At 63.7% G+C, this 22914-nt stretch carries 22 protein-coding genes; 5 read left to right on the top strand and 17 right to left on the bottom strand.

Annotated elements, in window-relative coordinates:
• Positions 1-57: 57 nt before the first annotated feature.
• Complete coding sequence (locus AC3A4M_RS08960) at positions 58-951, bottom strand: LysR family transcriptional regulator (RefSeq protein ID WP_498735354.1); 894 nt, start codon at positions 949-951, stop codon at positions 58-60.
• A 106-nt stretch (positions 952-1057) separates the two neighbouring features.
• On the opposite strand from AC3A4M_RS08960, the gene AC3A4M_RS08965 reads away from it, so the two are divergent.
• Positions 1058-2119: an MBL fold metallo-hydrolase gene (locus AC3A4M_RS08965; protein ID WP_498735355.1), complete on the top strand. Its 1062-nt coding sequence runs from the start codon at positions 1058-1060 to the stop codon at positions 2117-2119.
• Between the two features lie 16 nt (positions 2120-2135).
• A complete protein-coding gene (locus tag AC3A4M_RS08970; RefSeq protein ID WP_498735357.1) occupies positions 2136-3548 on the top strand; it encodes an MFS transporter in 1413 nt (470 codons plus the stop codon).
• An 80-nt stretch (positions 3549-3628) separates the two neighbouring features.
• Here AC3A4M_RS08970 and AC3A4M_RS08975 read toward each other — a convergent pair whose 3' ends face one another.
• The 9 genes from AC3A4M_RS08975 to AC3A4M_RS09015 form a co-directional block, all read right to left on the bottom strand.
• Complete coding sequence (locus tag AC3A4M_RS08975) at positions 3629-3976, bottom strand: nuclear transport factor 2 family protein (protein WP_498735359.1); 348 nt, start codon at positions 3974-3976, stop codon at positions 3629-3631.
• Between the two features lie 81 nt (positions 3977-4057).
• Positions 4058-4363 (bottom strand): hypothetical protein, encoded by a 306-nt coding sequence (locus AC3A4M_RS08980; protein WP_498735361.1) that lies wholly within the window; start codon positions 4361-4363, stop codon positions 4058-4060.
• A complete protein-coding gene (locus tag AC3A4M_RS08985) occupies positions 4363-4578 on the bottom strand; it encodes a tautomerase family protein (RefSeq protein ID WP_074699907.1) in 216 nt (71 codons plus the stop codon). Before AC3A4M_RS08985 ends, AC3A4M_RS08980 begins: the two co-directional genes overlap by 1 nt.
• Before the next feature lie 9 nt (positions 4579-4587).
• On the bottom strand, positions 4588-6069 hold the full coding sequence (locus AC3A4M_RS08990; RefSeq protein WP_170837943.1) for an aldehyde dehydrogenase: 1482 nt from the start codon (positions 6067-6069) through the stop codon (positions 4588-4590).
• Positions 6062-6814 (bottom strand): alpha/beta fold hydrolase, encoded by a 753-nt coding sequence (locus tag AC3A4M_RS08995; protein WP_498735363.1) that lies wholly within the window; start codon positions 6812-6814, stop codon positions 6062-6064. The genes AC3A4M_RS08990 and AC3A4M_RS08995 overlap by 8 nt, the downstream gene beginning before the upstream one ends.
• 2 nt (positions 6815-6816) lie before the next feature.
• The gene (locus AC3A4M_RS09000) at positions 6817-7368 is read right to left on the bottom strand and encodes an amino acid synthesis family protein (protein WP_498732498.1); all 552 of its coding nucleotides are present in this window, start codon (positions 7366-7368) and stop codon (positions 6817-6819) included.
• Entirely contained in the window at positions 7365-7994 is a 630-nt protein-coding gene (locus AC3A4M_RS09005) for an amino acid synthesis family protein (protein WP_498735364.1), read from the bottom strand. Before AC3A4M_RS09005 ends, AC3A4M_RS09000 begins: the two co-directional genes overlap by 4 nt.
• Entirely contained in the window at positions 7987-9105 is a 1119-nt protein-coding gene (locus AC3A4M_RS09010; RefSeq protein WP_498735366.1) for an LLM class flavin-dependent oxidoreductase, read from the bottom strand. Before AC3A4M_RS09010 ends, AC3A4M_RS09005 begins: the two co-directional genes overlap by 8 nt.
• Positions 9106-9153: 48 nt before the next feature.
• Positions 9154-9840, bottom strand: a complete 687-nt coding sequence (locus AC3A4M_RS09015; RefSeq protein WP_498735368.1) for a GntR family transcriptional regulator — start codon at positions 9838-9840, stop codon at positions 9154-9156.
• Between the two features lie 141 nt (positions 9841-9981).
• Between AC3A4M_RS09015 and AC3A4M_RS09020 the strand changes: the two genes are divergently transcribed.
• Complete coding sequence (locus tag AC3A4M_RS09020) at positions 9982-10929, top strand: flavin reductase (RefSeq protein ID WP_498735370.1); 948 nt, start codon at positions 9982-9984, stop codon at positions 10927-10929.
• A gap of 77 nt (positions 10930-11006) precedes the next feature.
• Positions 11007-12593, top strand: a complete 1587-nt coding sequence (locus AC3A4M_RS09025; RefSeq protein WP_498735372.1) for a BCCT family transporter — start codon at positions 11007-11009, stop codon at positions 12591-12593.
• Positions 12594-12696: 103 nt separating this feature from the next.
• Here AC3A4M_RS09025 and AC3A4M_RS09030 read toward each other — a convergent pair whose 3' ends face one another.
• From AC3A4M_RS09030 to AC3A4M_RS09040, 3 genes are all read right to left on the bottom strand, one after another.
• Positions 12697-15297 carry an ATP-dependent Clp protease ATP-binding subunit gene (locus AC3A4M_RS09030; RefSeq protein ID WP_498735374.1) on the bottom strand — a complete coding sequence of 867 codons (2601 nt, stop codon included), beginning with the start codon at positions 15295-15297 and terminating at the stop codon, positions 12697-12699.
• Between the two features lie 476 nt (positions 15298-15773).
• On the bottom strand, positions 15774-16154 hold the full coding sequence (locus AC3A4M_RS09035) for a hypothetical protein (protein WP_498735376.1): 381 nt from the start codon (positions 16152-16154) through the stop codon (positions 15774-15776).
• A gap of 297 nt (positions 16155-16451) precedes the next feature.
• Positions 16452-16778 (bottom strand): GYD domain-containing protein, encoded by a 327-nt coding sequence (locus AC3A4M_RS09040; protein WP_074699899.1) that lies wholly within the window; start codon positions 16776-16778, stop codon positions 16452-16454.
• Positions 16779-16958: 180 nt separating this feature from the next.
• Between AC3A4M_RS09040 and AC3A4M_RS09045 the strand changes: the two genes are divergently transcribed.
• Positions 16959-17657 (top strand): alpha/beta fold hydrolase, encoded by a 699-nt coding sequence (locus AC3A4M_RS09045; protein WP_498735378.1) that lies wholly within the window; start codon positions 16959-16961, stop codon positions 17655-17657.
• Positions 17658-17726: 69 nt separating this feature from the next.
• Here the strand turns inward: AC3A4M_RS09045 and AC3A4M_RS09050 are convergent, their stop codons facing one another.
• From AC3A4M_RS09050 to AC3A4M_RS09065, 4 genes are all read right to left on the bottom strand, one after another.
• Complete coding sequence (locus AC3A4M_RS09050) at positions 17727-19745, bottom strand: fibronectin type III domain-containing protein (RefSeq protein ID WP_498735380.1); 2019 nt, start codon at positions 19743-19745, stop codon at positions 17727-17729.
• A gap of 231 nt (positions 19746-19976) precedes the next feature.
• On the bottom strand, positions 19977-20495 hold the full coding sequence (gene lepB, locus AC3A4M_RS09055; protein WP_498735382.1) for a signal peptidase I: 519 nt from the start codon (positions 20493-20495) through the stop codon (positions 19977-19979).
• Between the two features lie 6 nt (positions 20496-20501).
• Positions 20502-21992, bottom strand: a complete 1491-nt coding sequence (locus tag AC3A4M_RS09060; RefSeq protein ID WP_498735383.1) for a multicopper oxidase family protein — start codon at positions 21990-21992, stop codon at positions 20502-20504.
• A 168-nt stretch (positions 21993-22160) separates the two neighbouring features.
• Positions 22161-22691, bottom strand: coding sequence for a hypothetical protein (locus AC3A4M_RS09065; RefSeq protein ID WP_498735385.1), 531 nt, complete (start codon positions 22689-22691; stop codon positions 22161-22163).
• Positions 22692-22914 lie beyond the last annotated feature (223 nt).

The following is a 22914-nucleotide window of genomic DNA, read 5'->3' on the forward strand; positions in this document are numbered from 1 at the left end:
GCCTGCTGGCACGCGTCTGTGCCGCTAGTGAGTGGCGGCCAATTCGCCTCCTCTGCCCTAGTTTTTCCAGTGCGCGTGCAGCGCCGCCAGCGCCTCATTGACTAGCGCGCTCCGAACAACTCCCGCGGGCAAGGCGGCCAACACGGCGTTACTCGGAACGTCTCCGGCCAGTTGCCGGAAGACCAGCGGACGGCCTTCTGGACTCAGTGGCGACGGTTGCATCAGCAGCGAATAGGCCAGATTGCGCCCCACCACGTTGTGGATGGCTTGGACGCTGGCGGAGCGCCACCGCACCAATGGGTCCACGCCAGCCTTGGCAAATTCGGCCATAGTCCGCTGGAGGGCAGGCTCTTCGTCGATCATTATTGCCGGATACTGCGCCAACTCGGCCAAGCTCACGTTGTCCTTGGCAGCCAGCGGATGATCGGGGCTGAACACCACCTGCCGCTTCGCCTCCATGAGCAACTCGGGCGAGCAATCAGGCATTAGCTGGGCTTCGTACAGCACGCACAGCTGGGCCCGCCCCGCCAACATCGCCTCCTGTATGTCCGGCCCGGCGCCCTCGATAAAGTCCAGTTTTACCTGCGGATGCCGTGCCGTGAACCAGTCCACCAGAGGCGGGATGGCGTGCATGGCCAGCGTCCGGAACACGCCGATCACCAGCCTGCCGGACAGTTCGCCGTGCACCCGGTCCACGGCGGAGGCCAGATCGGCGATCTGTTCGGCTACCTGACGTGCACGGGTGGCGACAGTCTGCCCTTCGGCCGTGAGCGCCATGCCCTTGCCCCGCCGGCGGATGGCGAGCGTTGCGCCGACCGCCTCCTCCAACTGGGCCAACGCCAGGCTCACAGCCGCCTGCGAAACATTGCAGCGCTTGGCCGCCTCGGTTACGGACTGCGTCTCCGCCACGGCCGCGAAGTACTCCAGCTGCCGGAGGGTGATCTCCTTCATAAGCTCTCCTTGTAGGTCTGGTCAGTTATTGTAGTTCGACAAATGTGATCCGGCACACCATCCTCGAAGAAGGAACATTTTCGCCCCTTTGGAAAGGACCGGCCCCGTGCAGCATCAGGCCCCCTATGTGATCACCCTCGGCACCGCCGGCGGACCCCGCTGGTGGAAGGACCATCAGGGCACGCCGCGCTTCGGCATAGCCACCGCCGTCGTCGTCGATAACACGTGGTACCTGGTGGACTGCGGCCAGGGGGCGGGCCGCCAAGCCAATGCGGCCGGCCTCGACATGGCGAATCTGGGCGGCATTTTCATCACGCATATGCACTCGGACCACACGGTGGACCTACCCTCACTGCTGCTCTTCGGCGCGTTCGAACTGAAGAACTCCCCGCGCGGCCCCATCCCCATTGTCGGGCCGGGGGACCGCGGTAAGCTGCCGCCGCTTTCGCCTCGCGCCACCTCCGTCCCGGTGCCCGTCGCGCCGCTGCGGCCGACGCCTGGCGTTGCGGGGCTGGTGGAAGGTCTGCTCGGCGCGTATGCCACGGACTGCAACGACCGGATTTTCGATTCGCTCGCCAAGAGTCCAACCGAGCAGTTCAGGCCGCGGGAGATCACCTTGCCCGCGGGCATCGGCTTCGACCCCGACACCAATGTGGCCCCGGAGATGGAGCCCTTCGAGGTGTTCCGGGACGCGAACGTTACCGTGACCGCCATCCTGGTTTCGCACCACCCGACGGCACCCGCCTTTGCCTTCCGGTTCGATACCGAGTCCGGCTCCGTGACCATCTCGGGCGACACCGCCCCCTGCACCAACATGGTGCGCCTGGCCAGCGGCACGGACCTGCTGCTGCACGAGGCAATCAATCTGGAAATTCTCGCCCGCCAGTACTCGGACGCGGAGATGCTCCAGGCCACCATGGACCACCACCGCCGGGCCCACACAACGGCTGCGGAGGCCGGCCAAATTGCGTACGACGCCGGTGCGCGCCACCTTGCGCTGCACCATCTGGTTCCGAGTTATTCACCACCGGAGGCCTGGGCCGAGGCCCGCTCCACCTACAACGGGACCTTGAGCATCCCCGACGATCTCGAGGTCATCCCTTTCGGCCGCCACGACACCGAAGTGCTGGCCACGCCCGTCACCGCCGGCAGCGCAGCCGCCCGGTAAAGAGTAAGGACACGTCATGACCACTCAGCCGCAGAATCCGGTTGTACCCGGCGGAAGCTATACCGCGGGCCCGCGCGAAATGCGCAGGATCCTCTTCTCCAGCTTCCTGGGCACCGCCGTCGAATATTACGACTTCATCCTCTACGCAACCGCCGCCGGCATTGTGTTCAACCAGGTGTTCTTCGCCGGTATGGACCCGAACCTGGCAATCCTCGTTTCCTTCGGCACCCTCGCCGTGGGGTATATCGCCCGTCCGTTGGGCGGCTTTATCTTCGGCCATCTTGGCGATCTGCTGGGGCGCAAGGCAATCCTCGTTGGTACTGTACTGATGATGGGCATCGCGTCCACGCTCATCGGCCTGCTGCCGACGAGCGAACAGATCGGCGTCTGGGCTCCCATCCTGCTGGTTGCCCTCCGCCTGTTCCAGGGCATCGCCGTTGGCGGCGAATGGGGCGGGGCGATGCTGCTGGCCTTTGAGAACGCGAAGAAAGAGTCCCGCGGATTCGCGTCGGCCTTCGCCTACATGGGCGCACCTGCCGGCACCATCCTCGGCACACTGATGCTTTCGGCGATGACAACGCTGCCGGACGGACAGTTCCTGGAGTGGGGCTGGCGAGTGCCTTTCGTTCTCTCGGCTGTGCTGATGGGACTGGCGATCTTCATCCGGATGCGCGTCTCGGAGTCCCGGGTCTTCAAGGAAATCTCGGCGAAGAGCGAGGCAAAGAAGAAGCGTGTTCCGGCAGCCGAGCTGTTCCGCGAGCATCCCAAGTCACTGCTGATCGCCGTCGCCTCCGGGCTCTCCGGCCAGATGGCACAGGGCCTGATGGGCGCCTGGGCTATTTCCTACGCGGTGCAGCAGGCCGTGCTCGCACCGGGAGAGGTGCTGAACCTCAAGGCCCTTGGCGGCGTCAGCACGATCGTGATGATCATCATTGCCTCCAAGCTCTCCGACCGGCTGGGCCGCCGCAAGGTTCTGATTTGGGGCAACATCGGCGCCATGCTGCTGGCCTTCCCCGTCATGTCCCTGCTGGAAATGGGTTCGACCGTGGCGTTCATGCTCGCGATTTTCCTCGGGCTGTCAGCTGTCCAGGGCTTCACCTCCGGGCCGTACGGTGCTTTCGTGGGCGAGCTATTCCCGACGTCGGTACGCTATTCCGGCACCTCCATCGGCTACCAGCTGGCCTCCACCCTGGGCGCCGGTTTCACGCCATTGATTGCGACGGCGCTGGTAGTCGCCGGCGGCGGGTCCCTGTGGATGGTGGCGTGCCTCTGGATCGCGTTCTCCGGGATGAGCCTGGTGGCCCTGCTTGCGGCGAAGGACCGGTCCGGCCAGGACATCCAGCAGCTGGACGAGCCTGCGGCGGCAGCGGCCCCAGAGACCAGCACTTCCATACAGAACGACGGCGAAACAGCAGCTGTACGGGCCTAAGAACCAGTAGCTGTACGCGGGCGGCCGGGAAGATGCAACTCTTCCCGGCCGCCCGCGCGCGTCGTACTCGACCCGCGCGGTCAGTCGCTGGGGAACTCCATGACACGCCACTCGTCGATCAAGCCGTCCCGGACGGAAACCTGCCACAGGGCCGGGCCATTCAACTCCGGGACGCTGCATTCGGACCGGCCCAGCACTTCCACCCGTCCGTCCGCCACGACCCGCACTTCGTCAAAAAAGTTAAGGTAGTCCGGAAAAGCCGCGAAGAACCGGCGCCAGGCGTCGATGCAGGCGTCCTTGCCTTCGATCGCCGCGCCTGACGTATCAATGAAGCGATGGCCCGGCGTCATCAACGCGGCTAGACCACCGACATCCCGCCGGTTGATCGCGTCGTTGAAGGCCCGCACAATAGCTTCTTCGTCCCGCATGCGATAAAGAGTACCGGGGAAGCGCGAGGGCCGGCCGGGACGATAGGTTCGTCCCGGCCGGCCCTTGGCTCCTCAACTCATCTACGCCACATGCTCCAGATGGGCGCGGACTCTGGTGCCGTCCTCGTTGAGCCAGCCTTGCTTGCCCGCATACGAGATCATCCCGTCGAAGCCCTCGCTCCACTGGGCTAGGTCATCCGGCCCACTGCGGCGAAGCCTCTCCACGACCAGCCAGGCGTGCTCGCCTTCCACCGTTCCCAAGCCCCTGGCCTGCAGCGCGGCAGAAATCCCATTCACGTCCACGCCGTGGGCACGCACAGCAAGCTCACGGAGGTTTTCAACGTCCTGCACGGATGCGTCCCCGGCAGACTGGACCTCCACATACATCAGGCACGCTCCTGTTCCAGCGCTGCCTGCTGCCGTTCGGCGATGGTCTGGTTTCCCTTGGACCAGTGCGTGGTCGGAACCTCACGGATAATCACCGTGGTGTTTTCGGGAAGCGCGCCGACGGATTCTTCCGCGGCCCGGTGCAGCGCAGCGGTCAGTTCCCGCAGCTGCTCCGGGGTGCGGCCCTCAGCAATGGACACATCAATCAGTGGCATTCTTTTCTCCTATGCACGCATGACGAACGGGTCCGCTACAGGGCCCTCATCGGTGTTGATCCAGACACTCTTCAACCGCGTGTATTCGTGCATTGACTCCAGCCCGTGCTCGATGCCCACGCCGCTGTTCTTGAATCCCTGCCGCGGTGACATCGGCGACATGGCGCGGTAGGTGTTGACCCAGACGGTGCCGGCTTCCAGACGGCGGCTCATCCGGTGCGCCCTGGCCAGATTCTGCGTCCAAACGCCGGCGGCAAGGCCGTACTGCGTGTCATTGGCCAAGCGCAGGACCTCTTCCTCGGAGTCGAAGGGCATGATGGCCGCGACCGGTCCGAAGATCTCCTCGCGGACCACGCGCATGGAATTATCGACGTCGGTCAGGACAGTCGGCGCGTAGAAGTAACCGGGCAGATCAATCTCGGGCCGGCCGCCGCCGGTCAGTACCTTGGCGCCTTCCGAGACGCCCAGTTCGACGTAGGAGCCGACCTTTTCCTGCTGGGCGGCGAACGCCAGCGGACCGAGCTCGGTGCTGTCCTCGCGGGGATCGCCGATCACGATGCTCTTGGCCCGCGCGGAGACTTTCTCCAACAGTTCGTCGTACACGGACCGGTGTGCGAAGACGCGGCTGCCGGCAATGCAGGTCTGGCCGGCAGCGGCGAAGATGCCGGCCACCACGCCCATGGCAGCGTTCGAAATATTGGCGTCCTCGAACACAATGTTCGGGCTCTTGCCGCCGAGTTCCAGAGTGCAGCCGATGAAGCGGGCTGCCGCGGAAGCCGCGATGGCGGATCCGGTGGCGGTGGAACCGGTAAAGGAGATCTTGGCAATCTCCGGGTGGTCCACCAGGGCGGCACCGGCCTCGGCACCGAGGCCGGTGACAACGTTGACCACGCCGTCGGGGAACCCGGCCTCGACGGTCAGCTCGGCCAGCCGCAGCACAGTGCGGGACGTGTATTCGGACGGCTTGATGACCACGGTGTTGCCGGCAGCCAGCGCGGGGGCAAGCTTCGACGTCGTCAAGGTCAGCGGCGAGTTCCACGGGGTGATGGCCCCGACCACGCCGAGCGGTTCGCGCTGGGTGTAGTTGAGGACGGCGGGATTCATCGTCGGAATCTGGCTGCCCTGCACCTTGTCCGCCAGTCCGGCGTAGTAGTACAGGTACTCGGGCAGCGTTGCCAGCTGCCCGCGCATCTCGCGCAGCAGCTTGCCGTTGTCGGCGGTTTCCATCTGCGCCAGTTCCTCGGCATGCTCGCCGACGAGGTCTCCCAGCTTGCGCAAGAGATGGCCGCGCTTGGTCTGGCTCAGGTCACGCCAGAGCGGATTCTCAAAGGCGGCGCGGGCAGCGCGGACGGCCGTGTCGACATCGGCCTTGCTGCCGCGGGCGGCCGCGTAGAGGACCTCGAGGGTAGCCGGGTTGGTGCTCTCGAAATAGGCGCCTTCGGCAGGGGTGGCCCATTTGCCGTTGATGAAGTGCTCGTATTGCCTAGTCATGGATATCTCGACTCGATTCTTCGATGAACTCGATGATGATGCGTGCCAGTTCCGCCGGGCGCTGCACGGGAAGCATGTGCCGGGTATTAGGTACGACGGCGGTGCGTGCTCCGGGAATGGCCTCGCCTAAACGCCGGGTCATCTCCGGCGTGGAGCCCGGGTCCTGGTCACCGGTCACGGCCAGGGACGGCACCGCGATGGTCCCAAGCTCGGCCCCGATTTCGGCGTCGGCTGTGGCAAACACGCGGTACGCGTGAAGGTAGGAGCTCGGATCGTTGGCCAGCAGCGTCCGGCGGACGCCGGCCACCGTGGCCGGATCCGTCCCGGCATCGGCCGGGAACCAGCGCTCGATGGACGCCTCGACGCTCCCGGAGAAGTCCGCGGCGGCATTCTGCAGCCGGGCATCCACGGACTCAGCCTCCTGAAGTGTCCGAAGGCAGACCGAACTGACGCTGGTGAGGGTGGCCACCCGCTCCGGATGGAACCGGGCCAGATGCTGGGCGATCAGCGCCCCCAGCGAAAACCCTACAAGGTGGGCTCGCGCTGGGAGCCGGTTCCCGACGTCGTCGGCCAGGTCGCCAAGCGAAACTTCCCGTTCCAGCGGCGGCCGGCTGCCGTGGCCGGGCAGATCCAGGGCAAGGACCTCACGGTCGCTGGTCCGGCGTATTTCGTCCCGGAACTGGTCCCACATGGTGCTGTCCAGCCCCACACCGTGGAGCAGGACGATGGGCAGTTTCGCATCCATGGTTACTGTTCCGTTGACAGGGCTGCCAACCGCTGCTGAGGACGGCCCTGGGACGCGGCGGCGAGGGCGATGACGATCTCGCCCGGGTGCGGCGCGTCGGCCAAGCGGACCTCAATGCTCTGGTGGTGCGAGCGGATGGTCGCGTCGGTGATGTGCTTGAGCGGGATATCGAACGTGACTCCGGCCGGTCCGCGCTTTTCCACAGCCGGCAGCAGGGTGGTGGCGTTGGCGGCGTTGCGGAAGTGGTCGCCGAACTTCAGCGTGTGGATCAGGGCCGAACCGTGCTCGATCTCGCCGTCCAGGCCGACGATCGCGGCCTTGCCGTAGGCTTCGACGTTCCCGCCCAGTGTCTTGACCACGCGCGGTGCGAGCAGTTCGCCGATGTCGGACGCTACCGCGTCGATGCCGGCGCTGAGGTCTTCGACGAATCCCTGTCCGTGCCAGGGGTTCTCGATGATCGCGGCGACGACGACCACACGGGCGTTAGGTTCGACGGGCCGGCCGCCCTCGGTGAGAGTCTCTTCAACCAGGGTGACGATCTTGCGGACGTTCATGCGGTGGCTCCTTCAAGGACGCGGGAAGTTACTGCAGGGTCTGTTTTGCGGTCGCCGATTCTGGCGTGCGGACGCGGTCCGGTTGAGGCCGCGGCAACGACGACGATCTCGTCGGCCCGCGGCCCGTCCGGAATCCGGGCGGTAACGGTCTGGTAGTGGCTGCGGGTTGCCGCGTGGGTCTTGTGCCACATCGGCACAACCAGCGGTTGCCCGGCTTCGGCCCGGTCGTCGGCAAAGCAGATAATGGACGAGCCGTCGAGGTACTCCCGGACGAGGTTGCCAAAGAAGGGAGTATGGATCAATGCACCCGCGTGCTCGATCTCGCCTCCGGTTCCGACGATGGCGGCCTTGCCGAAGGCCTCGATCTCCTCAACACCGCCGAGTCCGTCAATCAGACGGTCGGTCAGCGCCTTGGCGATGTGCGGAGCGATCCGCTGGGCCTCGGGTCCCAGATCGGTGTCCGGTCCGGTGCCTTTCCAAGGGTTGGTAATAACAGCGGCTGCGGTGGCACGCAGGGCCGGCACCGGCGGCATGGTCCCGTTCTCTACCAGAATCTCTTCCTGGTAGTACACGATCTTCCGGATGCCGGCGGCGGCGTCGGGATTGGGTTGCTCAATGCTAGTCAAAGTGGGGCTTCACTTTCTCGGAGAACAGCTCGAGGCTGCGCATTGCCTTCTCGTGCTTCAGGCCCGGGTGCGTGGTCCAGAGCATCATGTGCTCGAGGCCGACTTCGCCTTTCAGCTCGTGGATCTTTTCGGTGACGAATTCGGGCGTGCCGACCAGCATGTTGCGGTCCATCAGGAGGTCGAAATCCAGCTTGTGCCCGTCGGTGAGCTCTTCGCCCTCTTCCATCAGGTTCGACAGGCCGCGCCAGTGGGTGATCCATTTGTAGGTGTTCAGGACCGCTTCCTCGAACTCTTCGCGGGCCTGCTCCATCGTGTCCGCCACGTAGACATCGCGGACCAGGGCGATGCCCTCGCCGAGCGGAACCTCGCGGCCCTGGGCCTTGGAAGCATGCTCGCGGTACAGCTCGAACCGGCCCTTGAGTGCGGACACGGGCGGCAGCCAGAAGATGCCCTGCACGCCGGTTTCGGCGGCGCTGATGATGGAGCGGGGTGTGTCGATGACCTGCCAGAGCGGGAGTTCGGGCTGCAGCGGGCGGGGAACCACCGCCATCTTCGTGATCTCCCCGTTTTCGGTGAAGTCCGGCGTGGCCGGCGAGAGCGGGTGGCTCCACTTCACACCCGGCGCGGGGAACTCGTAGAACTCGCCCTTGTGGCTGAAGAACTCGTTGTTCCAGGCCTTCTGCAGGATCTCCATGGTCTCAGCGAACAGCGCGCGGTTCTTTTTCTGGTCGCGCGGATCGGCCGCCGGGTTCAGGTTCAGTGCTTCGCGGCCATACAGACCCCGGCCCACGCCTACTTCGAGGCGGCCGTCGGAGAGCTGGTCCAGCAGCGCGAGATCCTCGGCAAGCCGCAGCGGGTGCCAGAAGGTGACGATCGAGGCGGCCTGGCCGATGCGGATCTTAGAGGTGCGGGCGGCAATGTCGACACCCATCATGATTGGGTTCGGGGTCAGCTCCTGCCCCTCGTGCCCGAAGTGGTGCTCCGTGTACCAAGTGGACCAGAAGCCATACTTCTCAGCGGCTACCGCGTACTCGCGGGCGTCCTTCATATGCTGGTTGTAGTTGGCCAGATCGCCGGGGGCGCCGAGGCCGTGGAAAATCGAAAAGCGCATGGTTGGTCCTTTCAGGGTGGCTCAAAAATGGTCTAGCTAAGGAAGTCTTCAGTCAGTTTGGTCGCGCGAATCCGTCAGCACTTCGCGGGAAGATGCATAGACGTGGTTGCGCATGGCCGCTTCGGCTCCGAAATGGTCTTTGTCTTTGATCATGGCCAGCACGGTGCGGTGTTCCGAGGTGGAGGAGCTGATGCGGCCAGGGTGGCCGGCCGTGCGCAGTACCAGCCGGTGGTAGGCCAGCTGGTTCATCAGCCGCTCGTAGTGCTCGGCAAGTTTGCTGTTGTCCGCACCCGTGATGATCGTGTGATGGAACTCGTGGACCAGCTCGGCATAGCGTTCGACGTCCTGCTCGGCCGCGGCTTCGTCGGACTCCTCCACGTTGCGTTCAAGGATGGAGATCTCCCGTACTTTGCCCCGGCGGGCCAGCAGGCCTGCTGCGAGTCCTTCGAAGCTTTCCTTGAGCTGGAACAGTTCGACAATCTCGCGTCGCGTGGGTTCACGGACGAAGGTGCCCACCTTCGGGCGGATCTCCACCAGACCTTCATGCTGCAGCTGCTTCAACGCCTCGCGGATGGGAGTGCGGCTGACGTCGAATTCCTGCGCGAGGAAGACCTCGGACACTGGGGCTCCGGGTGGATAGTCGCCGCCGAGGATAAGGGTGCGCACCTTGTCGAGCAGCGGCTCTCCCTGGAGGGCACCGTTTCTGCCCGGCTGATTCACGATCGTCTGTTGCATACATGAGAGATTATGTTGCATGCATCACGTCGTCAAGTGCGCGGAGTGTTTGCCGAAGAGAATCCGCATAATTTAGGCACTTTTGTAGATTCTTGATCTATCTGTTGACCTCTGCACGTGATGCAGATTACGCTGTCTGCCATGCAACAGACTTTTGAGAATGCAGTAGCGAACGCTTGGGAAGCCGCTTGGGATCGCGGAGAAGTGCAGGCCCTTGGGGCGCTGGTCACTCCGGATTACATCAGGGTCAGCAAGGGCAGCGGCAAGGCCTCCAGCCTTACGCAGCACCAAAATGAGATCCTGGCGATCAGGGAAGGATTCCCGGATCTGGTGACTTCGGTCGATGCTGTGGTCGTCAACGGTGAGACCGCTGCGATTTTCTGGACCTCGACCGGGACGCACACGGCTCCGTTCATGGGCGTACCGCCCACGGGACGCCAGGTGCAGACGCGGGGTTCCAATTTCCTGACCATGGAAAACGGCCGGATCAAGCAGGAAACCGTTACCTGGGACAGCAGTGAGCTGCTCGCGTCCCTCGGCATCCGCCATCTGGGTGACGCGATGGCACCGGCAGACCCCGCCGTCGTCGTCGATTCGCTCGCGGGTGAGCCGGACCTTGAGATCATGAAGACCTTCAACCGGCAGTTCGTCACCGGCGTTACCGTTGTCACGACCAACGAAAACGGCGTTCCCAAGGGGCTTGCGGTGAACGCCTACGCCTCCGTTTCGCTGGAACCGCCGCTGGTCATGGTCTGCATCCAGAAAACATCCTCCACCTACCCCGCCCTGTTCGCCTCCAGCCACCTGGGCATCAACATCCTGAGCAACCAGCAAAAAGACACCGTTTCCACTTTCGCCTCAAAATCGGCGGACAAGTTTGCCGATCTGGACTGGCACGCAGGCCCCAGCGGATCACCGTTGATCGACGGATCTTCCGCGGCGCTGGAAGCCGAGATCCGGGAACGCTTCCAGGCGAAAACCCACACCATCTTTATTTGCCGCGTCCGCCACGCAGAAGTGAGCGAGACGTCGCCGATGGTATATCAGGCAGGCCGCTTCTTCGACAGCGAAGGCCTGTCCCAGCTCTGACGTCCGTGCGACGCCCTACTCCTGAGATTCGGAGACCACTCATGGTTCAACAAATCACCCGTCCGACGGTGGATGACATGCCTCAAGATAATTTGCCCGACGAGACGAACGGCGCCGGTACAACGCGCCTTGGTGCCGTTTTCTGGTCGTCCATCGCTCTTATCGCGGCCTTTGTCTTGTGGTCTTCGGTGTCGCCTCAGAGTCTGGGCGACGTCATGACGGCCAGCATGAACTGGGTGGCAGCCTCCGTGGGATGGAGCTACCTGGTGGTGACTCTGCTGTGCATCGGTCTCATGCTCTACCTGGGCTTCAGCCGCTTTGGTGGGATCCGACTCGGCTCCGATACAGACCGGCCCGAATACAGTACGTGGGCGTGGCTGGCCATGATCCTGTCGGCTGTGATGGGGATCGGCCTCATTAGTTACGGTGTGGCGGAACCCATTTCCCATTTCATGGCCCCGCCGCACGCCCTGGCGCAGCCCGAAACGATGGAAGCCGCAGTCCGGGCCATGCAGTTCAGCTTCTTCGATTGGGGCCCGCATGCCTGGGCGGTCTTCGGAATTTTCGGCCTGGCGATCGGGTATTCGACCCACCGCAAGAAGCGCCCCGGCTTGGTTTCCCCGATGCTGCGCCCGATCTTCGGCAAGCTGGTGGACGGTTGGTTCGGCAAGATGATCGACGTTTTCGCCATCATCGCCACTCTCTTCGGCACCACCACTTCGCTGGGGCTGGGCGCCTCGCAGATCGCCGAGGGCCTGGGACGTGTCTTCGGTGTCTCGTCCGGCCTGGTCACCCAGATTCTGATTATTGCTGTGGTGACTGTCCTCTTCACCCTTTCGGCGCTCTCCGGCGTGAACCGTGGCATTAAGTACATCAGCCAGATCACCATGACACTTTCGTTGGCGTTAGCCATCTATGTCTTCATCGCCGGCCCGACCAACTTCATTTCCAACCTGTTTTTCCGGTCTGTCGGGCAGTACTTCAGTGACTTCCTGCAGGTCAGCCTGATAACCCCCAGCACCCCGGACGATTTGCAGTGGATGCAGTGGTGGACCTACTTCATGATGGCTTGGTGGCTCAGCTGGGGCGCTTTCGTCGGAGTCTTCCTGGCGAAGATTTCCCGCGGTCGCACCATCCGCCAGTTCGTGGCAGGCGTGCTCGGCGTGCCCAGTCTGGTCTTCTTCGCCTGGTTCACCATCTTTGGCGGCTCCGCCATTCAGATGGACATGAACGGCGCAGGCATCGGTGCGGCGACAACTGAGAACATCAATAGCGCATTCTTTGCAATGCTGGAGAATCTGCCGCTCGTCCAGCTCACAGCAGTGGTCACGGTTGTCCTGGTTGCACTCTTCTTCATATCGGGTGCCGACGCGAACACGTTTGTCCTGAGCATGCTGTCCTCGAAGGGAAGCCTGGAGCCAAGCAAGCCGGTCCTCGGGCTGTGGGGCGGACTGACCGGAGCCTGCGCCGTTCTCCTGCTGCTGGTCGGCGGGCTAACGGCCCTGCAGCAGGCGGCGATGCTCTCAGCGTTGCCCTTCACCGTCATCGTGGCCCTCCTCGGAACATGCTTGGTCATGGAACTGAGGAAGGACCGGGAGTTCGAGGCTCTACGGCACGCACGGCTTAAGGATCTGGAAGAAAAGGGTAAGAACCCGCCTGCTTAGGTAGCTGCTGGTCAGATTAGGCAAAGAGCCGGCCGGGAAGATGCAACTCTTCCCGGCCGGCTCTTTTGGGTGCCTGACCGCTCAGGCAACGGTGCCGCAGGCCTTACGCGGCCATCGGTGCTGCCACGCCTGCGGAAACCCGCAGCTGTCCGCCGTCGACGGTCACGGTGACCCGCCCGCCGTCGCGCAGTGCCTCGGTGACCAGCAGGTCCGCGATGCGGTCATCGAGCTCGCGCTGGATGACGCGGCGCAGCGGCCGGGCGCCGTACTCCGGTTCGTAACCGGCCTCGGCGATCCAGGCCACGGCTTCCTCGCTGACCGCCAGGCCGATGCCCTGGTCCTGCAGCCGGGCCTCGGTCTTGCCCAGCTGTAGCCGGACGATCTCGCGCAGCTGCTCCTGGTTGAGCTTGCGGAACAGCACGATCTCGTCGATCCGGTTGATGAACTCCGGCCGCATGCTCTCGCGCAGCCGGCCCATCACCCGGGCGCGCAGCTCCGGTTCGGAACCGAAGCCGTCGCCGTCGTTGTTCGCGGTGAAGCCCAGGGCGCCGCCCTTGCTGGCCAGGAACTCCGAGCCGAGGTTCGAGGTCATGATGACCACGGTGTTGCGGAAGTCCACGGTGCGGCCCTGGCTGTCGGTGAGGCGGCCGTCGTCGAGCACCTGGAGCAGCAGGTTGAACACGTCCGGGTGGGCCTTCTCGATTTCGTCGAGCAGCACCACGGAGTACGGCTGGCGCCGCACGCGTTCGGTCAGCTGGCCGGCCTCGTCGTAGCCGACGTAGCCCGGGGGAGCCCCGACCAGGCGGCTCACGGTGTGGCGCTCGCCGAACTCGCTCATGTCGAAGCGCGCCATGGCCTTCTCGTCGCCGAACAGCGACTGGGCCAGCGCCTTGGCAAGCTCGGTTTTGCCCACGCCGGTGGGACCGAGGAACAGGAAGCTGCCCACGGGCCGGCCCTCGTCACCCATGCCCGTGCGGTTGCGCCGCACGGACTTGGCGATGGCGGCCACCGCGTCCTCCTGCCCGATGACCCGCTGATGCAAGTCTTCCTCGAGGCGGGCGAGCCGCGCGCGGTCGCCCTCGGTCAGCCGTGCGGCGGGAATGCCGGTGGCGCGGGCGATGATCGCCGCGATCTCGGTCTCACCCACCACGGACGGTGAGCGTACGACGCCGGCGCTCGCCCCGCCGTCGTTAGCTTCCGTTGCGCTGTGGCCGGCTTGTGTACCCTCGGCGGCGGCGATCTGCTGGTTAAGCGCCTCGATCTCGTCGCGCAGGCGGGAGGCTTCCTCGTAGTGCTCCTCGGCCACCGCGGCGTTCTTGGACGCTTCCAGAGTTGCGGCCTGTTCGCGTAGTGCCGCGATGTCAACCCGCGGACCCCGCTGCAGGCTCAGCCGGGCGCCGGCCTGGTCGATCAGGTCGATCGCCTTATCGGGCAGGAAGCGGTCGGTGATGTACCGGGCGGACATTTCGACGGCGGCGCGGATCGCCTCGTCGGTGTAGGTGACGCCGTGGTGTTCCTCGTAACGGTCCTTCAGCCCGGCGAGGATCCGGACCGCGTCCTCGACGCTGGGCTCGCCGACCGTGACCGGCTGGAAGCGGCGTTCCAGTGCCGGATCCTTCTCGATCTTGCGGTACTCGCCGAGCGTGGTGGCGCCGACCAGGTGCAGTTCGCCCCGGGCCAGCCGCGGCTTGAGGATGTTGCCGGCATCCATGCCGCCCTCGCCCGAACCGCCCGCGCCGACCACAGTGTGCAGCTCGTCAATGAACACAATCATGCTCTGGCTGTTGGCGCTGATCTCGTCCATCGTCTTGGTCAGCCGCTCCTCGAAGTCGCCGCGGTAGCGGGTTCCGGCGAGCATGCCGGGCAGGTCGAGGGAGACCACGCGCTTGCCGCGCAACTGCTGAGGAACATCGCCGGCCTCGATCGCTTGCGCCAGGCCTTCCGCGATGGCGGTCTTGCCGACGCCGGCTTCGCCGATCAGCACCGGGTTGTTCTTGGTGCGCCGGGCCAGGATCTCGATAGTCTGCTCGATTTCCTCCGACCGGCCGATCACCGGATCCAGCTTGTTCTCGCGCGCCAAAGCGGTCAGGTCCGTACCGAACTGGTCCAGCATCGGGGTTTCCGAATTTTCGGCGGCCGTGTTTGAGCCCTGGCGGTTGCCCGCGCCGTTGGACTGGACTTCCCGGGCGCCTTCCTGCAGCGACTGCGGCGTGACGCCGGCCGCAGCCAGCACCTGTCCTGCGGGCGACTCCGTGTTAAGGACGAATGCGATGAAGAGGTGTTCGGGGTCGATGTAGGTGGACCCGAAGGAGCGGGCTACCTGGTGGGCGTCCAGCAGTACGCGCTGGGCCGACTGGGTGAGCGACGGCGGAGTGTCCGGCTTTTCGTCCGATTCTCCCGGCAGTCGCTGCTCGGCGGCCTTGGCGATGGCGGCTGGCTCGGCGCCGGCCTGCTTGAGGTGGCTGGCGGTCGGCTCCTGTTCCACCATGACGCGCAGGATGTGCAGCGCGTCGACCTCGGAGTGGCCGTGGTCGGTGGCGAAGCGGGCCGCGTGGCTGAGCAGCTCATGCGAGCGTCGGCTCAGCAGCCGGGTGATGTCGATGGGGCGCCGGGCCTGTGCGGCCCGCTGGCCCTGCAGGTAGCGGGCCAGGAATTCGTCGAATGAGCCGCTGCCTGATGCGGCGGGTCCGAAGAACAATGGCATGTATCCTCCTCAGGAACTTGAGTACCTTCGACTCATGTTAACGCTGAGGCTGGAGAATTATTCCGCCTGCCTGAAAAAATTGAGCGAAGTTGGCTCAGGTCTGTGATTCGCTGGTGACATCCGTCATCGAAAGACAATCCGGGCGACATCCGAGGTTAACCTGGCGACGCCAGACTGGAAGCAGCGCCCGCTGTGGCTGGAATCCGCACAAACCGTCCACTACGAAGATCGGTTGGTAGAGATGAACGCCCAAGAACCAGATCCCACCGCTCCTCAGCCTCATCAGGTTGGTCAGGAACGGCCCGACCTGGCCAACATGCATGTCCGCGAAGACGTAGCGCGGGCCGGCCGCTGTGCCAACCTTCACCTTCCAACCGGCCGTACGTGCCTCCTGCCCGAACGCCATCCCGGTACCTGCGATTTCACCGAGCCGCGGGAAGCAGGGGAGGACCTGCAGTGAGCCGCACGCATAGCGCCTAGTGCCCGCCCTTGGACCGGGAACGTTCCTGGGTCTTTCCCTTGGAGGCATGGAATGAGTATTCGGACTTGGACCCGCTGCTGTCGGAGTACGAGTATTTGCCGTGCGTTTCTTTGGTTCCCTCGTTGTCCATGAGTTCATGGCCATGGCTGGCGCTCTTCAAGGACGAGTCCTTGCCGTATCCGCTGTGCTCGTTGTACTGGACGATTAACTTCGAGTTGGGAGTCGTCACCATGTTGTACTCGTAGACAGACCCGGAATCTTTGTAAACATGCGCTCCGTAACTGCTCCGTGCCGCCGACGCGGGGCCAGCTCCCAACGCTACGAGTGCCGCGGCTGCTAGTGCGGCGGTTACGACTTTCAAGGTGTTGTTGTTCATAGTTCTGCCCCAATGCATAGATATAAACGGGATCGAGGCGCGAAGACGTCGTCGTCTCCTGGCACACTTTCCCATCGGGCTAAACGCCCTCAGCTGTGAATTTCCCCTTCCGGATGCCCCGTCCCGACGGGATAACCCCGGAACCCCTGCGGGGAGGATGGATGACCTCCGACCGCAGATCCGAAATGAGATTTCTCAAGGTAGGAGCGGAAGCTGAATGCAAGCTGAAAATAACCTTGGCGAAGCCTTGGTTGGGCAAAATCGGGCCGAAAGTCCCGCCGTCGTACGTTTTTGAAATCAGGTGCCGGGAGCGCGGTAGCGGACCTGGTCTGCGTGCCGCAGTGCCTGCATCGTGTCGTCGACCGTCATCAGCACGGTTGTTTCCAAGGTGCTTAGCGCGCCGCCTCCGGTGATGGCGAGCGCCACGGCGGCCATGGAAACGTTGTCCGGGGCTTCCCACAGCGTGTATCCGTCATAGGAACCGAAGGCGTACCAGAAACCGTGGAGCTTGCCGCCAACCGCCTCGATGTACGCCTGTGCGGCTTGGCGCCGGTCCTCGGGCTTGCTGATCAACCTGGCCCAGGTCTCCGGAGTGTAGCTGAACTTTGAAAGATAGAGCGGCATGTCTATTCCTCTCGTCCACCGGACCGGCGAAGTTGCGGTTCGGCTTAAAGTCTAGATCCGGGAGCCTCGAAAAGATCGGGTATCTCCCGTCCTGATTGCGGGCTCTTTTCTGCGGGCTGGCGGCAGCAGTTTCGGGCCGATGCGTACCATTTGCGACTGGGCCCGCGTAGGGTACCGGGCATGGATATCATCCTTGTTCCCGGAATCTGGCTGGACGCTTCCTCGTGGTCGGAGGTCACGCCGGCGCTGGTCGCGGCAGGCCACGCAGTCCACCCGTTAACGTTGCCTGGGCTGGAGTCCGTGAACGCATCACGGGCGGGTATCGGGTTGCGGGACCATATCGACGCCGTTGTTGCGGCGGTCGATGGGATTGACGGGCAGGTAGTGCTGGTCGGCCACTCCGGAGGCGGTGCCATCATCAACGGCGTCGTCGATGCGCGACCGGAGCGCGTGGCTCGCGCTGTCTACGTGGACAGCGGTCCGCTGGCGGACGGCGGCGTCATCAACGACGAACTGCCGGCGGAGGGCGATGAGATTCCGCTGCCTCCCTGGGACGGCTTTGACGAAGCTGATCTTGTGGATCTGGACGACGGGCTTCGGGCGGCTTTCCGTGCACGGGCCATACCACAGCCGCGCGGGGTCGCGTACGACAAACAGCACTTGACCGACGAGCGGCGCTACGACGTTCCGGCCACCGTCATCGCGTGCGAGTTCCCGTCGTCAGTGCTTACCGAATGGATCGCATCCGGCCATCCCTATGTGGCGGAGCTGGCGCGAATCCGCGAGGTTGAGTATGTGGACCTGCCCACGGGGCACTGGCCGCAGTTCACCAAACCTGCCGAGCTCGGCAAGGCCATCCTTGCCGCCGTAGAACGCTGAATCGAACGCGACAAAGGACCTGCCCGCCGGGGTGATCCGGCGGGCAGGTCCTCTGTTATGGGAAGGGGACTAACGATTTGCCACTGTGAAGGGGCCGGCAGTTCCGCCGCCGCTGGACTTTACCCAGATTCGGCCGGGGTTGCTGGCCGGGACGGTGTTGTCCCTGAGACGGATAGAGTAGTTGCCGGTTCCGGCAACAGCTCCTGCCAGGACGCGCGCCGTCGCACCGGGAATCGCTGCGCCGATATTGCCCTGGGCGTCGGGGCGGTGGACGGTGACTGTAGCGCCTACCTGCGATCCAGTGCCTGAGACGCGGAATTCATCACCGGCGCGGTACCTGGCGGTGCCGATGGTGAGGCGATCAGTAACAGCCTGCGGGGTCGCGCTCACCTTTTCTGCTTCAGCGCCCCAACCTCCGGCGGCCGTCTTGGCTTTGACGCTGAATTGGTATTCGGTGCCAGCAGTCAAGCCGGTGACGGTCTGGGTACGTGCCGTTGTTTCAGCGGGTTGTTGAATGCCGGTGGCCGCAGCTCCCGCAGTATCGTATACCGAAACCTGGTACCCCGTGACAGCGGCATCTCCGGCGTTCCAGCGAAGCGTGACCTCGCCTTGCCCTGCAGTAGCTGTCAGGCCCTCGGGCGCGGCCGGGGGAGTGGCGTCAGCAGGCTCGGGTGCATAGGCCCCTTCCATCAGTGTGTAGTTGCCGCCCTGATCGAAGGCTGCCACTTTGAGCGTCACGGCTTCGGTGATGGCGATCGGCCCGCTATACAGTTTGGCCGTGTCCGAGGGTAGGCCAGCGTTGATGACCGGCGAACCATCAGTGGTGTAGAAGTTCTGGCCGTCGCCCGTAACCGTGACGGACGAGGCGGTCGTGACAGTGTCTGCTGTCGGCGCCGGGCTGAGCGTCAAAGTCGGAGCGGTAGTGTCCGATGGCGGAGTGCTGCCATCCGAACCGGGTGCAGTTGCATCGGTGATGGTGAGAGCTTCGCTCATGCGGGCCCCGGCGATGGAGCGCACCTCAACGGTGTACTTCTCATCCGGCTTGAGGCTACTGAGGGTCGTGGAGGTGGCGTTTGCATCCGTACGCATGCCGACCTGTGCGTATTGGCCGGTGGAGACGGCGGTGCCGGCGACAGCAGTCACGCTGTAGCCCGTGACAGCAGTGGTGCCAGGCTGTGCAGTGGCCGGCGTCCAGTTGACCTTCATAGTGGTGCGGTCAGAGGAGTAGACCACGGAGGCAGTCCCCGCGGCCGGAGCGCCCTGGTCTGCCGGACCGGCGGGGCAACCGCCCATACCCGGACCGCCGAGCTCACCGTACTCAGAAATGGTCAGGCCTTGGCGGTTGCCGTCCGCGTCCTCTTGCTGCCAGGCCATGGCGCGCTCGCCGAGGTCTGCGGCTGCGGCGACTTCCGCAACAGCCGGGTCATCGAAGACGTACGTGGCTAGGAAGGTGTCCGCGGTGGGGAACTCGAGACTGGAGGAGTATCCGCCCTTGTCTGACGGCGTCAGTGGACCGGGTACTGCACGAATGTCGCGGCGGCCGATGGCGGTATCGTCCATGTCCGGATTGATGATCCGCTGTTCCATCTGGGCGGTATTGACACCGGTACCCACCCGGCCGTCCACCGTGATCGTATTGCCGTTGAGGGTCATGTCCTTCGTGACGGTAGTATCCGCCACTGTGGTTTCATCCCTAGTGCCGTCCTCGAAAGCGATGGAGACAACGTCGCCCGGCTTGATGTCCGGAGTCACCTGATGGGTCGTGCCCGCGCCCCAACAGACTCCACCTGGATGGTTGATTTCGAAGGCTACATCCGTGCCCGAAACCTTGCTCTTCGCGGAGCCGACAACGCCGGCACCGGGCCGGGTGACTTCTACCAGTGCCTCGTCACCGACCCGGTCGGCGTAGCCCTCGATCGAAACGAAGTCCCGGTCAGGGAAAACCACTACGTTGTTAGGGAATTTGGGCACGGCCGCCGTCGCAGCTCCGGCCGCGAACAAGGCCGTGGCGGAAAGGCTTGCTGCGGTAAGGGTGACCAGAGCTGTGCGCGTCCTACGCTGCCCCTGGCCAATTGGTCTGTGTTGCATTTTCTTACCCTTCAGGAATTGCGGACCGGCAGATCCGCTGTTTGTGTGCCCGGGCCGTTGGCTGACCCTCGATCCGAGCTGATGACATTTCCCCCGGTTTTTCCTGTGCCGCTGCCGTCCATGGCGTCCAGGAATGAGATTGAGACTGTCTGCTGCTTCTTGAAAATTCCTTAGCTTCCCGGTAGCAAGATTCGGCGGGCGCGCCAGAGGAACAGATGTCCGGATTGGCTCCTACTTTCCCGCTCCGAGCACCAAGCCCTGGAGGGAGGAAAGCGGCAGCGTACCGAAATCGCGGGAATCGATGGAGCGCTCGCGGTTGTCTCCCAGCACAAACACCTCGCCGGGAGGTATGCGCTGCAAGGAGAAGTGAGTGCCGTCAATGGTTTCGTGGTCCACAAACGGCTCATCCGGAGCGATGCCATCGACAAACAGCACGGCGTCCCGGACCTCCACGGTCTGGTTTCCTACTGCCACCACGCGCTTGATCATCGTCGAGTTGTCTTCGGGCGACTGGAAAACCACCACGTCGCCGGGGTGGATGCCGGACAGCTGGGGTGCCGCCTTGAAGACAAACACCAAGCTGCCCGGATTCAACGTGGGTTCCATGCTGTCCGAATCCACGATGGCGGGTTCCACCACCCAGATTCGGATGGCCAGAAGGCCGGCCAGGCCCAGCAGGACCAGTCCGCCCCGGCCCCTCCGTTTCCGGGGACTGGAAACGGAGGGACGTTGTGTCGCGCCGGTAGGCATGACGGCTTAGTCCGGGTCAGTGTCGAGTTCCGCCATGGCCGCCGTCATCGGATCACAGGGGTCCGGATCGTCCTCGCCCAGGCCCACCCGGAACTGGAACATCATGGAATGGTCCTCGTGCGGCAGATTATGGCAGTGGACCATGTAGCGGCCCTCATGCGGGCCGAACCTCATGACGAGGTCCACCTTTTCGTTCTCCCCGACGTAGACCACATCCTTTGGCCCCCGCTCCCAGGCGAAAGGTGCCTTGCCGTTGCGGCTGAGGACCCTGAAGTCGACCAGGTGGATGTGCACCGGATGGAACCATCCGCCGGACTTGTTCTCGATCTCCCACACTTCCACCGAATTGAGCGCCGGATCCGCGCTGGCCAGTTTGAAGTTGCTGGCGATCACGTCTTCCCAGGTGACGCCGTTGAACGTCCACGGTTCAACCACGCCATCCTTTTCCAACCGGAAGCGGCGCTTTTCGTCTGCGTCGTCGTCGGTCAGGGACATGACTTCGCTGTCCACCAGTTTGGTAGGAATTTGGTTCCACTTCGGGTCCGATTTCATGTCGGCGGCGGCAGCAACGACGTCGAACCTCATCACCTTGTTGGTGTGGTCGTAATCGCGGTTGTTGTCGTTGGAAAGATTCTTCAGTTCCACTCGTGTCCCAGGCGTGTATTTGCTGAAGTCGATCAGGACTTCGTACCGCTCGGCCATGCCTTGGCGAAAATTCTTGACGGACTGGGTCGCCGGCATGAGGCCGCCGTCCGTTCCGACGATGTGGAAGGGCTGGCCGCTGCTGAGGGCGAACCGGTAGGACCGCGAAATGGAGGCGTTTAGGACCCGGAAACGGTAGACCCTGGGCTGTACCTTCATCACCGGCCATGGCTGGCCGTTGACCAGAATGATGTCGCCCCACAAACCCGAATGTTCCCGGTCGTCGTAGGCGAGGGAACCGTTCGCTGCAAACATCGCATCGCTGACCACCAAGGGCACATCAAAGTCGCCCTGCGGCAGCAATTCCCGTTCCAGCTGATCATGCATCACATACACCCCGGCCAGACCGGAATAGACGTTCTGCGCGGTGAAATGGACGCCGTGGTCGTGGTACCAAAGAGTCCGTGCAGGCTGGAAATTCGGGTAGTGGTAGTCCTTGCAAAAGCCTGGTTGGATGACATCACTGGCGTAGCCGTCAAACTGAGGCAGCGACGCCGAACCGTGCAGATGCGTCGATGCCGCCAACAGGTGGTGGTTCCACTGCGGGTGGTTCTTCGGCATCCGGTTGCGCATGTGCACCACTGCCTTAGTGCCTTGGTCGAGCTCGATCGTCGGACCGGGAAATATTCCGTTGTAGCCCAGAATTCCGGTCTTTTTCGTCGGCAGGATCTGGGCTTGCGCTTGGCGCATCGCGAGGGTGTAGTGGTTGACCGGGGTGCCGTCCGATTCGTAGCTGACTGAATCGGGCTTAAGCCTTGGCGGTCTGGTAAATGCCGCCTTGTATGGCCGAGGCATATCCCGCGAACTTAGTTGGCTGGCCGATTTGGCACTCACGGTAGAAATGGGGACGGTTACTAAACCGGCCCCGACAACTCCTAGACCTCCCCAGGTGAGGAGTTGCCGTCTTGTTACTGACATATCGAGTCACTTCCCAATGATGACTTCGTGGATCAAGCTGGCTGCTTAGCCAGCCGTGTGGTGTTCGACGCCGAGGGAGAGTCGGCTGCCGGCGGCGTCTTCGAGGACCAAGGCGATGGCCTTGTCCGGAAGTTCGAACACCATGGTGGTGTTGACGAATTCACCCTGGGCCAGCGTCGTGGAGGACGACGAGGTCCATAGCGGGCCGGGCTTTCCCGAGCCGAGTCCGTCAACGAAGAATCCGCCAGGATCCAACGGCAAGCCGGTCTTTTCCAAGGCGGTGAACTGCACCTGGATGCGAACGCGGTGTGCGCCTTCCTGCGGATCTTTCTGGAGGGCAGCCACAGGAGAGGGCGGCTGCCATCCATCGCTTTCGAGCGGAACGACCCCGGTAATGCTGGCCACCCCGCCTTCAACCTCAGCAGATGCGCCCAGCGGAGCACTGGTTTTCACATCTGCGGTGAGGAACAGGTACCCGAACGCAAGTCCGAGCACAGCCACGAGCACCAGGGGAATGGCGATCGTGCGACGGCCAGTTTTTGCCCGGCCGTCAGTTCTGACATCTATTGCTGACATGTCGCCATGATTCGCCGAAAACTTGCAAAAAACTTCGGCCGGGACACGATGAATCCGCATCCCTTCGAGCGCCCTAGTTCTTCCATCAGCACTAGGGTCCGAGGTCCCGGGTCCTGCTCCCCGAATTTGAGGGTGCACCCTACCCTCCACCGTGGGCTGGTGAACCGGCGGCAGTACGCCGACTATTAGGTCAGATGCCCGCTAGGGCGTTGGTTTATCGGGG

The organism is Arthrobacter sp. Soil_C_60, from assembly GCF_057656375.1.